This window comes from Leclercia sp. M50 (genome assembly GCF_037150775.1).
Classification (GTDB): Bacteria; Pseudomonadota; Gammaproteobacteria; order Enterobacterales; family Enterobacteriaceae; genus Enterobacter.
This window is the reverse complement of the sequence record NZ_JBBCPK010000121.1, coordinates 1-9,665: the sequence shown is the minus strand read 5'-3', so window position 1 is coordinate 9,665 and position 9,665 is coordinate 1. Positions and strand designations below refer to the sequence as shown.

The following is a 9,665-nucleotide window of genomic DNA, read 5'->3' as shown; positions in this document are numbered from 1 at the left end:
AAGAAGGCCGCTGTGCGGCTGGATGTCACTCTGTCAAAGGCCATCGCAATGACCTTTTGCACAGTGTTATTTACTGGATTTAATCAGGGGCCAGAGCAGGGCAACCACCCCAGCCACCATCACGCCGTCTGCCAGAATCGACATCATCTTGCTGGTAAAGTCGATTGCCACCACAAGGAACAACAGCACCCCGGCAGCGGCCCAGCGGAGATTGCCGATCACAGATGGTTTTCCAGACGCAGGCCGAGGACGTTGGCGATCTCTTCCAGCACCTTGCGCTCTTCTGGCTCTACTTCACCATCAGCCTCTGCGATGGCCACGGCCACATCGAGAACGTCTTCAGCTTCGCGGGTGTCGTGCTTAACATCTTCAATCTCACGCAGCGCAGCACGGCGACCAATCTTAAAGTTGGTGTCCAGCTGACCGACGATCGTTGCGCTGATGGCGTTGATTTCAGAGGTGAACGCTGCCAGTGATGGCTGATTGCGCAGCACTTGCTCAATCTTCGCCTTTTCTGATGCTTCGCATTCACCATCTGCATAAGCCACCAGGTAAGCAGCGTTAACCACTGCCTGAGCCAGATCGCGCTTTTCGAACTTTTTGATGTCGCTTACTGCTTTACGGGCTTTTTTACCGAAACCGAACATAGTGACTTTCCTTTTAGCGGGTGAGCCAGCGCTCAGGAATGATCGGCCCACAGAGACAGTCACACCGACCGTTCCCTATGGCTCACCCCTGAAAGGCTCTGTGGTTGAATTGCGCCGAGCGTGGCGCGAAGAATTACAGGCATAAAAAAACCCGCACAGAGGCGGGTTTGATGTCGTGCAGGCGTAATATCCCACGATGGAAAGCATACAGGACAACTTTATGCAAAGTCAACGCTATCGTGCAATAAAATGTCGCCATTTGTTCCGAAAACATTAATAAGCTGTGGCCTTCTCGAATTCTACAGCGGCTTGCCGCTCTCCCTGGCGCAGCGTGTCCGCCAGCATTTCATAGAATGGTTTCCAGTTTCGTGACCATGAGGACTGATGGAGATCCGGGAGACGCTTCAGAATGGCTCGGTGTGCCGTGGCAGAAGAGACAACAGAGAAGCCATTACCAGAGCAGCGGCCACAGGTTTTAAACACCGGGGCCCCCTTTTCCTTCGTCGCGGCACGGTCGAGGACCTCGCCTTTACCTCCGCAGCGGCAACGGGCATGGATCACTCTCTTACCTCCACAGGTGCCGCATATACGCTTCACCGTCTCACGCTTGATCTTCGGGGCCACAACTTCAGCGCCGTCTGCATCGAAAATACCAGGGTGCTTGATTACATCCTCGAGCTGGGACATAAAACCGGTACCGCCGCAGCTACTGCACGCCGCGCTGGTGGCCGCCGAACGGGAATAATCAGCAAAGGCAAATTGCGCCAGGACCTGCATGCACCAGCCGAACTCACCACCAGCTGCTTTACGCACGTTCTTTGGAGCGGAATCCATCGCATAACGGGCCAGCGCCTGAACCGCGAGCTGTTCATCTGTTTTGCTGATGCCAGCCTTTCCGAAGAAAGCAGCCAGGCCGAAGCGCGCACGGCTGCTGGTGGTACCAATCGCCGCCATAACATCAGTGCCGGTGAGACGATCCGGAGAGGTTCCTTTTACGTCGTCGCTGATATGCATTCCCTGAGGACTAAAATGTTTAAGTGCTGCTTCCAGTTTCATGCGGCCACCTGCTGTTTTTTATAGAAAACCATTTCACGAACCTGATCGCCGTTCATGAGCATGTCGTTAAAGTCTCCATTATCCGGCCAGTAGATACTGACCTTTTCGAGGTCGTTTTTTGCCATCAAATTGGCATGAGCACATTCCATAGCAGCCGCTAAACCGGTAGCACTGTTGACGTCACGGTCTGCAAAAATGATGAAGTTCTTCACGCCAGCCGGCACACGGAATTTCTTCATGAATCCGCTGGTCATGGTTGCCCAGGTGTTGACCCCGTAAAGCTGGTGCGCTGACAGGGCTGTTTCGATGCCCTCGGCGATGCCCAGCGTGGTGGAAACTGGGAACATACGGATCGCCACCGAACGGGCGTGATCCAGGTAACTTTCTTCCTGAAGTGATTTTTGACGCTTCGCCCCTGATGAATCTTTCAACTGAGCCTTCCGGTTTCCGTCCAGCAAGGTTCTGTGCAGATAGCAAAGCTCGCCCTTGTCATCTGTTGCGAGTGAATACAGGCTCTGGAAAACCTTTCCGCCGTAGCGCTCATGGTCGTTGAATCTGATAGCGTCCTGCGGAAGCTGGTAGACACCACGGGAGCTGAGATACTCAGCGCCGGACGTGCCGCGCAGCGGTGCAAGCTTCGAAAACTTACTGATCACCCTTTTGCGCAGGCTGCCAGCGTTACTGGTGACCGGTATTTTTTCCCGAGCAAAGGTATTGCCGATCAGCTCGTCGATTTCACGGCAGATCTCATTGAAGGGTTTGCCCTGGGTTTGCGTAACCAGTTTTAATCCATCACCGCTGCCGCAGGTACAGATCCAGGTGCCGGCACCGTCACGATCATCGATACGGAACTTACCAATAGAGTCACATAGCGGGCATTTGCCTTTGAAGTGGTTTTTGCCGGTGATCGGCGGAAGCCCATAATGTTCAAAAATCATGGCCCACTGGCCTTTAGCCGCTGCTGCCGTCTTCATGCTTGTTTCCCTAACTGCTGCCTGATTTCGTTAATCGTGTTATGCGCGTGGCGAATACGGGAAGTCGCAGGTTCTGCTGCTACATCCTGCTGGCGTTTAGCCTTCCCTTTCACAAAGGCGATCTGTTTGTGCCTGATGAAGTTCGAAACCGTAGGAGTGATGTCCATCGGGTAGTCGCTCAGGCCGTTGGGCCACTCTCCGAAGCGATCATGAAAAGTGTGCTTACACCACCCATCGCTTACGGGCTTTTTGCCCAAAGATTCACGCTGACGCTGGTAAAACTTAATCTGGCTCCACCAGGCCTGTTTCTCGGCCTTTGTGGGCTGGCGCTGTTCGGTGCCCAGCTTTTTAAGCTTGCGCCCGGTGTCTGTATCGATATCTTCACCGGCCAGCGGCTTGTGTCCGCATTTCGGGCAGACATAGACACCAGCTGGTTTCATGTAATGGCATTGCGAGCACTCGTGTGGCAGCTTCTCTTCGCGTTCTTCAGCTGCGCGGCGCGCGCTTTCTTCCATACCATCTGATTTGCCGGGCAGATCGTCATACTCGATGGAATCCGGATAACCCAGGCGGTGTACGGTGCCGCTGTGATCGAAGATGAGGCAGGACTCTTTGCCCGGCGCGGTGCGCAGACCGCGGCCCAGCGCCTGCAGCCAGCGAATTTCGCTTTTGGTTGGCCTGGCGTAAATAATGCAGCGAACGTCGCTGTCGAACCCGGCCACCAGGACGCCCACGCTGACGATGATCTTTGTAGCGCCGGTTTCAAAGCGATGAACGATGGTCTGGCGATCCTCCACCGGGGTGTCGGCGGTCATAACCTCAGCGTTAACGCCAGCCTGGTTAAACCGGATGGTCAGGAAATTGGCGTGGGCTACGTTCACGCAGAACGCGATTGTCGGCAGATCCCGGCCATGCTCCAGCCAGTTCTGAACGATATCGCCCACCAGCGTGGAGCCGCACATAATCTCGGCCAGCTGCGTCTCGTTGTAATCGCTGCCGAACTCCAGTGATGGAGCCGATTTGACGCCTTTCAGATCCGGCTTAGTGGGCGCGTAGAACTCGTATTTGCTCAGGTCCCCGCGCTGGATCAGCTCGCCGATGGTGGTAGGTTTAATAAGCCGGTCATAGTATTTACCCAGGAACGGTGAAAACGGCGTACCTGACAGGCCAATCACTTTCACGCCTTTAGCGCGCAGACGTTCGATATCCTGCAGGATGCGTTTTTTACGCAGGTGCGCTTCGTCGATTATCAGCAGATCGATGTTGTCAGGGAACACGCGGCGAATAAGCGTATCAGCGCTGGCAATCTGGATTTTCAGAGACGGATCGTAATTCGGATGATCCGCCCAGATATAGCCAATTTCATCACCCGGCAGGCCATATTCAACAAAGCGATTGGCCGTCTGACCGATCAGGATGGTGTATGGTGCGCAGAACAGAACGCGCATGCCGCGGCTGACGAACCCGGCGACAATGAAAGCGGCCAGCCCCGTTTTGCCGCTGCCGGTTGGCGAGTACACCATGAAGGTGTCGTTTGCCTTCCAGTTCCGGCGCAACATATTCAGCGCGCGCTCCTGTGCAAAATTCGGTGTGATCGTCAGCTGCATTGTGCTGCCCCCGCGGTGATGAGATAATAATTTTGTGATGTGGTTTTCATGGATTCCCCTCACATGGCTGGCGGCCTCCCCAAAGGTTGCCAGCCTCCCTTCTTAATCAGTCCTCCTGAAATTCACTCTTCCAGGAAGAACCTTCCTCGTTTCTCTGCGCCTTCAGCTTTCGTACTACCTTGCTGATACGGCCGCTTTTTTTGGTTCAGCCCTTAAGACTGAGATCTACCTAACCAATGGATCTCGCCTGTTGGAAAAGGCCCTATTCCTACCCCTACACCCAATCCCCCCTTACCCCCCTTTCCCTCTTCCCCATAAAAACGTACTACTTCCCTAGTACGTATGGGGATGAGGTTCAGATGGTTGCCAACCTGATCAGGCACCTTTAAGCCTGCATCTGTTCGGGTGCCTTTAAACCCGGAACAATCAAGAACGCGCTTGCATTCCAGCCGGGGGTGGTTCGGCGGTATACCCCTGTAATGCCCTGCCGTGATTCCTTACGAACAGGCGAAGCCGTGTGTTTGCTTCGTGCCTTGCCCGGTTCTCCTTGCGATATGAAACGGGTTCAGCCTCAAACGTTTCCTGATACACAGCTGCGTAACGCTGGATGGCTTTTTGCCGTACTGCTGGCGCCAGGGTTAATAATTGCTGCCTAATCCAATCCGAATCCGCCTGGCTATGACCATCAGGCATAACCAGGTGCTCATTACGGGTGATATCCATCAGGGCTAAACCTTTCGGGATAGAGGATCTGAATTTCTGTCAGCTCCGCGCTGAACAATTTGGCCAGCTTCTCAGCAACTTCCGGAGAAGGCCTCTGTATACCTCGCTCCATTCGACTAAGATTACCGGGGTCGCACTTGATGGATGATGCAACCTCCTGAATGGTCATCTTTGCTTTGAGGCGAGCTTTGCGTAGCGGTGTAGTAAACATGCGCATAACTCCATATGTGTTTAAGACATAATATGCGTGACAAACATATTATGCAAGTTGAGTTGTGTGAGTTGCAAAATTATGTATAAAATACAAATTAAATAACATTTGGCGGGGGTGCTTCGATGAACGTAGGGCAACGCATTAGAGAGCTGAGAAAAGCAAAGAAAATGACTATAAACCAGCTGGCGTCCCTGACTGACTGGGACGTCGGCAACATTTCTCGGCTCGAAAGAGGTATGCAGGGCTACAGTGAAGCCAGCCTCAAAAAGATTGCCGAGGCTTTAGAAGTTCCACTCTCTGAACTATTCTCTTTCCAAGATAAAAAAGATACTGTAGATACATACAGTATCAATTCACTTTCGCAGGAAAGGAGAAGGGACGTGTATCGAGTTGATGTGATGGACGTTTCTGCAAGTGCAGGCAATGGCAACTCTACCCGTGACTTCATCGAAGTTATTAGTTCGATAGAGTACGTTACCGAAGAGGCGAGAAATCTCTTTGGCCACCGGCCCGCAAATCAGGTCAAGCTCATTAACGTTCGCGGCGATAGCATGCAGGGCACAATCGAGCCAGGTGATCTCATTTTTGTTGACGTTGGTGTAAACCACTTCGATGGTGACGGCATATACGTTTTTGATTTTAGCGGCGATCTTTTTGTTAAGCGCCTTCAGAAAATCAAGACTCAGCTACATGTGCTTTCAGACAATCCACTGTACAGAGAATGGCAGATCACTGATGCAGAGATGGACATGCTTCACGTATGCGGAAAGGTGCTTCTAAGCCAATCACAACAATTCAGACGCCACGCATAACCCTACCTTCCCACACATACAAAAGAGCCTGAGGGCTCTTTTTTTTTGCTTTTGAAACATATCTTTTAAAGTCACGAAAACAGTTGGTTAGACCCATAATATGTTTATCACGCATAATTATGTTTGACAGACAATTTTGGTGATCGTATGCTTATTTCATCGGCAAACAATGGAGCCAATAAAATGACAGCTAAACCGACCACCAATAAGTTTTATCAGTTAGTAGATATCAAAGATTTCCGAAGTGAAGCTAATTGCTCTGATATTGGATATGCTGATCTCGCCTCTGATTGCGATACCAAAACTATCAGTTTGCTGGATGCTATTAATCACATCAGTTTAAATATTTTCTCTTTAACTGAGGATGATGAAACTGATAAAGAAAAAATCAGCAATCTTTCCACTATTATTTCATCTCTCGCCGAATTGGCGATTGCAACAAATAAAATTTCTCAAACCGCTGCTTATCTTTCTGGTGTAAAGGACGGGAATCATGGCGCATGAAATTTCTTTAGAGCAAGCAACTGAACGTGCGCATCAAGCTGAAATTATTTGCCTGATGATGGAATCTTATCCAGACCGAATGGCTGATTCCGAAGTGATAGCTATTGCCTCGCTACTGCGCAGACTCACTGGTGATGTATGTGCGTGGTTGATTGAAGAGCAGGCTGTTAAAGCCAAAAACAAATAACCATCCATTTAATTTAACCTGGAATAAATACAGCTTAATCGCTGGGGAATATTACATTCTTTTAATAGGCTTTCATCATGGTAAATAAAGCTGCTTATAAAACAGCGCAGTTAATGCGCAGCGCCGGATATTGGCACATCGCCAATCTCTTTCTAAAGAAAGCATATGGGAGATAAATTATGTCCATTCAACAACGACAAGATATTCAGACACTGAATATCAAAGCAGAACAGCTCAACTTCCTTATGCAAACTATCCACGCCCATCATAAGGATTTCGATTGCTACCAGCTTGATGGCCTTTTAGGTCTGGCTTATGACCTCGCTGGCTCTGTTTATTCCTGGACCGAAACAGAGGAAAAAATTGTACTGGCGAATGAAGACGCGCAAAGAAGGATTATTTAGATGGATAAATTAATCGAAACATATCGGCGTCGAATTCTTAAAGCTGCATTACTCCGCCACCTGCGTAAGACAGGCAGCAATTGCATCATTATTAATCAGCCCAAAGGCGAAATAAAAACAATCGAATTAACAGAGATTCTTCTCGATGGCCTGTTGAGCCGATTTGAAAAACAAGCCGTGAGTGAATTTGGGAATATCGAAGGGGTTAAGGCGGTCAGGGGAATTTATAGCAGCGCCGTAGATGTGAATGGCCGCGGCGAGTTCCTGACAGAAAGCGGCAAAGAGTTAATCGACGATCTCATTAAGGAGCTGGTGGATTTTGCCAAAAAGCACAAACCAGCATTAGCGGAGGGTCAGCATGTTAAGTCAGCAAAACGCTAACCCGGGTTGCCGCCCGGTTCTGAATATTGATCTGCATGTTCTGCCTGACTTCACTGGCCGGGTCGTTCTCTACATCGAAAACGGGCAGGTGAGGTGTGATCGGCGGTTATCTCCCGACGAGCACATTTGCGCTTTGGACACGTTTATTGAAATGGCTCGCGACATGGAGCTGCGGCTCGCGGAGGTAAAAAGTGACGCTGACTGCAATTCGAATTCCTGAGTGGGTTCACCTCAAAGCGGCTCACGTGTTGCGCCAGTTCAGGGCGAGGAGGATTCACCCCTGCCGCATGATCGGCACCGGGAATCTGAGCCTGAAGGTAAATCACCGCTGGCGGCTACTTTCACGCGATGGCGGCAAGAGCTGGGAAGTAATGAGCCATGAAACCTATAACCGGGAGAAAGATAAATGACCGACCTTGAAAAAGAAAACGTGAAGCAGCTTGTTGCTCGCCTGAAGGAAATCCAGAAGCAATCCGACGTAACGATTCCCGGTTGGATGCTTGACGAAAACCGCTATGGCAAAGGCTCCCTTACTTTAGAAGAGCAGCATGAGTGGGCTCAAACCGTCGTCCAGTCCATGCGCGGTACGGTCGCCCTGCTTTATCTCATCACCTGCGAAAACCGCTGGGGACTCCGAGACGGGCAATACCAGTTTAAAACCGAGGAGTTTACCTTCGGCTTAACCCGGGAACTAATTGAAAATCTGCTGATTAAGCATGTGGAATGCGCACTGATCGAGCACAAGCCTGAGGAACGCTATCTGGCGGTTTACCAGTTCTACTACGCCAACGATCAGCGCCTGAAAGAAGTCGGTCATTCGTGGTTCGCAGAGTTTCTCGACGAGATATTTGTAGATCTCGCTGCCCAGTTGCGCACCGGTAAAACAATGCCAGCCAACCACGTTTTGTATTAAGGAGCAATGATGATGGCAATGAAAGCAGAATTAGCACCAGTAGCGGCCCGTGACTTGCAGATCATCGAGTATCGCGGCCTGCGCGTAGTGACCACCGAGCAAATGGCAGTGGGTTACGGTGCCACGGAGAAAATGCTCACAAATAACTTTTCTCGCAACGAATCGCGTTTCGTTGAGGGTAAGCACTTCTTCAAAGTGGAAGGTGCTGAATTGCAGGAGTTCAAAAGGCTCCCCTCTTTAAGAGGGTTGGTTAGTAAATATACGAGTCAGTTGATTCTCTGGACCGAACGTGGCGCAGCCAATCACGCAAAAATGCTGGAAACTGATCAGGCATGGGGTTACCACGAAGACCTGGTGGAGTTTTACTTCACACAGCGTGACGCAATTGCCCTGCCAGTCAGCCGTAAAGAGCTGGCGCTGATGGTTATCGAGGCCGAAGAACGAGCCGAAGCCGCTGCGTTGGAAAACAAAACGCTCAGTGCCACCGTCGAGAGTCTGGAGAAGCACTTCACCAAAGGCATGACGATCCCGGCATTCTGCAAGGCGCTGAACGGCGTCAACATCAACAAAATGATGTGGTGGGCGTCCGAGCGTGACTGGGTTTTCAACGAGCAGCGCGACCCAGAGAAAGATCCGCGCTGGCGCGTTGCCTCCTACGCCCGTGATAAATACCTGACCGAAGACCAGACGCAGATCACGCCGCACGGCAAGGATGCTTTCACGAAGTTTACGCCAGTGCTGCTAGAGAAAGGCTGCCACCGCCTGTATCAGCTGTACATGAAAGGTGAGCTGCCAATGAAAAAGACCTGGAATGGCGCGTACCTCCACGATAAAGCGATTTATACCCCGGAGGGGCGCAAGTATGAATAAGCAATTCTGGTATCCCGCTGGCTCACTGGAGGAAGCCCACCAGCAGGCGCTGACATGGGTGTGTGATGCCTACCTGTTCCATCTGGTCAGCCTGCACCGTCGCCCGGTATATCGCCACCAGTACGGTGATATTTCGCTAGACCAGCCAGCGCTGCGGGGTTTTATCGACTCGTATCTGGAAGAAAAGAGCTGGGATTTAGATCGCCGCCGCGCGCATTACATCAACATGCTTGACCTTATCCGCTATATGGGTCGAAAAAATTCGGACTTCATTGACTGGGGAACCGTGCCATCACTAACGCCCCGCGGGTTGCGCTGGATGAACGCCTGTTTCTCGAGGTTGGGAGAAATGGTCAACAGCTGCGGTGGTTGG

General features: G+C 51.1%; 17 protein-coding genes. 10 read left to right on the top strand and 7 right to left on the bottom strand.

The features are described 5' to 3' along the window. Positions 1-66: 66 nt before the first annotated feature. The 7 genes from WFM46_RS20795 to WFM46_RS20765 form a co-directional block, all read right to left on the bottom strand. Complete coding sequence (locus WFM46_RS20795; protein ID WP_156654785.1) at positions 67-222, bottom strand: DUF3927 family protein; 156 nt, start codon at positions 220-222, stop codon at positions 67-69. Then, positions 219-647: a tellurite resistance TerB family protein gene (locus WFM46_RS20790; RefSeq protein WP_063160072.1), complete on the bottom strand. Its 429-nt coding sequence runs from the start codon at positions 645-647 to the stop codon at positions 219-221. The genes WFM46_RS20795 and WFM46_RS20790 overlap by 4 nt, the downstream gene beginning before the upstream one ends. Positions 648-920: 273 nt before the next feature. Next, positions 921-1,703, bottom strand: a complete 783-nt coding sequence (locus WFM46_RS20785; protein ID WP_156654786.1) for an antitermination protein — start codon at positions 1,701-1,703, stop codon at positions 921-923. Next, a complete protein-coding gene (locus WFM46_RS20780; protein WP_156654787.1) occupies positions 1,700-2,677 on the bottom strand; it encodes a toprim domain-containing protein in 978 nt (325 codons plus the stop codon). Before WFM46_RS20780 ends, WFM46_RS20785 begins: the two co-directional genes overlap by 4 nt. Next, complete coding sequence (locus WFM46_RS20775) at positions 2,674-4,284, bottom strand: DEAD/DEAH box helicase (protein ID WP_156654788.1); 1,611 nt, start codon at positions 4,282-4,284, stop codon at positions 2,674-2,676. The genes WFM46_RS20780 and WFM46_RS20775 overlap by 4 nt, the downstream gene beginning before the upstream one ends. Positions 4,285-4,710: 426 nt before the next feature. Further along, positions 4,711-5,007 (bottom strand): hypothetical protein, encoded by a 297-nt coding sequence (locus WFM46_RS20770; RefSeq protein ID WP_156654789.1) that lies wholly within the window; start codon positions 5,005-5,007, stop codon positions 4,711-4,713. Further along, positions 4,991-5,224: a helix-turn-helix domain-containing protein gene (locus WFM46_RS20765; RefSeq protein ID WP_156654790.1), complete on the bottom strand. Its 234-nt coding sequence runs from the start codon at positions 5,222-5,224 to the stop codon at positions 4,991-4,993. Before WFM46_RS20765 ends, WFM46_RS20770 begins: the two co-directional genes overlap by 17 nt. Positions 5,225-5,343: 119 nt before the next feature. Between WFM46_RS20765 and WFM46_RS20760 the strand changes: the two genes are divergently transcribed. The 10 genes from WFM46_RS20760 to WFM46_RS20715 all read left to right on the top strand — a co-directional run. Further along, complete coding sequence (locus tag WFM46_RS20760; protein ID WP_156654791.1) at positions 5,344-6,033, top strand: XRE family transcriptional regulator; 690 nt, start codon at positions 5,344-5,346, stop codon at positions 6,031-6,033. Positions 6,034-6,216: 183 nt separating this feature from the next. After that, positions 6,217-6,537 carry a hypothetical protein gene (locus WFM46_RS20755; protein ID WP_156654792.1) on the top strand — a complete coding sequence of 107 codons (321 nt, stop codon included), beginning with the start codon at positions 6,217-6,219 and terminating at the stop codon, positions 6,535-6,537. Beyond that, on the top strand, positions 6,527-6,724 hold the full coding sequence (locus tag WFM46_RS20750) for a hypothetical protein (RefSeq protein ID WP_156654793.1): 198 nt from the start codon (positions 6,527-6,529) through the stop codon (positions 6,722-6,724). Before WFM46_RS20755 ends, WFM46_RS20750 begins: the two co-directional genes overlap by 11 nt. Positions 6,725-6,903: 179 nt before the next feature. Continuing rightward, positions 6,904-7,128: a hypothetical protein gene (locus tag WFM46_RS20745; protein WP_156654794.1), complete on the top strand. Its 225-nt coding sequence runs from the start codon at positions 6,904-6,906 to the stop codon at positions 7,126-7,128. Next, a complete protein-coding gene (locus tag WFM46_RS20740) occupies positions 7,129-7,509 on the top strand; it encodes a hypothetical protein (protein ID WP_156654795.1) in 381 nt (126 codons plus the stop codon). Next, positions 7,487-7,729: a hypothetical protein gene (locus tag WFM46_RS20735; protein ID WP_231736530.1), complete on the top strand. Its 243-nt coding sequence runs from the start codon at positions 7,487-7,489 to the stop codon at positions 7,727-7,729. Before WFM46_RS20740 ends, WFM46_RS20735 begins: the two co-directional genes overlap by 23 nt. Continuing rightward, complete coding sequence (locus WFM46_RS20730; RefSeq protein WP_156654796.1) at positions 7,701-7,919, top strand: ParE family toxin-like protein; 219 nt, start codon at positions 7,701-7,703, stop codon at positions 7,917-7,919. Before WFM46_RS20735 ends, WFM46_RS20730 begins: the two co-directional genes overlap by 29 nt. Then, the gene (locus WFM46_RS20725; RefSeq protein WP_156654797.1) at positions 7,916-8,422 is read left to right on the top strand and encodes a hypothetical protein; all 507 of its coding nucleotides are present in this window, start codon (positions 7,916-7,918) and stop codon (positions 8,420-8,422) included. The genes WFM46_RS20730 and WFM46_RS20725 overlap by 4 nt, the downstream gene beginning before the upstream one ends. A 12-nt stretch (positions 8,423-8,434) precedes the next feature. Continuing rightward, on the top strand, positions 8,435-9,292 hold the full coding sequence (locus WFM46_RS20720) for an ORF6N domain-containing protein (RefSeq protein ID WP_156655499.1): 858 nt from the start codon (positions 8,435-8,437) through the stop codon (positions 9,290-9,292). Next, positions 9,285-9,665, top strand: a 381-nt coding sequence (locus WFM46_RS20715) for a hypothetical protein (protein ID WP_336998419.1), incomplete at its 3' end; no start/stop codon positions are given. The genes WFM46_RS20720 and WFM46_RS20715, both read left to right, overlap by 8 nt.

Bases quoted from the DNA above. Each gene is read 5' to 3' on its own strand.
- WFM46_RS20790 (WP_063160072.1), bottom strand. From the start codon at position 647: ATGTTCGGTTTCGGTAAAAAAGCCCGTAAAGCAGTAAGCGACATCAAA.
- WFM46_RS20785 (WP_156654786.1), bottom strand. From the start codon at position 1,703: ATGAAACTGGAAGCAGCACTTAAACATTTTAGTCCTCAGGGAATGCAT.
- WFM46_RS20780 (WP_156654787.1), bottom strand. From the start codon at position 2,677: ATGAAGACGGCAGCAGCGGCTAAAGGCCAGTGGGCCATGATTTTTGAA.
- WFM46_RS20775 (WP_156654788.1), bottom strand. From the start codon at position 4,284: ATGCAGCTGACGATCACACCGAATTTTGCACAGGAGCGCGCGCTGAAT.
- WFM46_RS20770 (WP_156654789.1), bottom strand. From the start codon at position 5,007: ATGGATATCACCCGTAATGAGCACCTGGTTATGCCTGATGGTCATAGC.
- WFM46_RS20765 (WP_156654790.1), bottom strand. From the start codon at position 5,224: ATGCGCATGTTTACTACACCGCTACGCAAAGCTCGCCTCAAAGCAAAG.
- WFM46_RS20760 (WP_156654791.1), top strand. From the start codon at position 5,344: ATGAACGTAGGGCAACGCATTAGAGAGCTGAGAAAAGCAAAGAAAATG.
- WFM46_RS20755 (WP_156654792.1), top strand. From the start codon at position 6,217: ATGACAGCTAAACCGACCACCAATAAGTTTTATCAGTTAGTAGATATC.
- WFM46_RS20750 (WP_156654793.1), top strand. From the start codon at position 6,527: ATGGCGCATGAAATTTCTTTAGAGCAAGCAACTGAACGTGCGCATCAA.
- WFM46_RS20745 (WP_156654794.1), top strand. From the start codon at position 6,904: ATGTCCATTCAACAACGACAAGATATTCAGACACTGAATATCAAAGCA.
- WFM46_RS20740 (WP_156654795.1), top strand. From the start codon at position 7,129: ATGGATAAATTAATCGAAACATATCGGCGTCGAATTCTTAAAGCTGCA.
- WFM46_RS20735 (WP_231736530.1), top strand. From the start codon at position 7,487: ATGTTAAGTCAGCAAAACGCTAACCCGGGTTGCCGCCCGGTTCTGAAT.
- WFM46_RS20725 (WP_156654797.1), top strand. From the start codon at position 7,916: ATGACCGACCTTGAAAAAGAAAACGTGAAGCAGCTTGTTGCTCGCCTG.
- WFM46_RS20720 (WP_156655499.1), top strand. From the start codon at position 8,435: ATGGCAATGAAAGCAGAATTAGCACCAGTAGCGGCCCGTGACTTGCAG.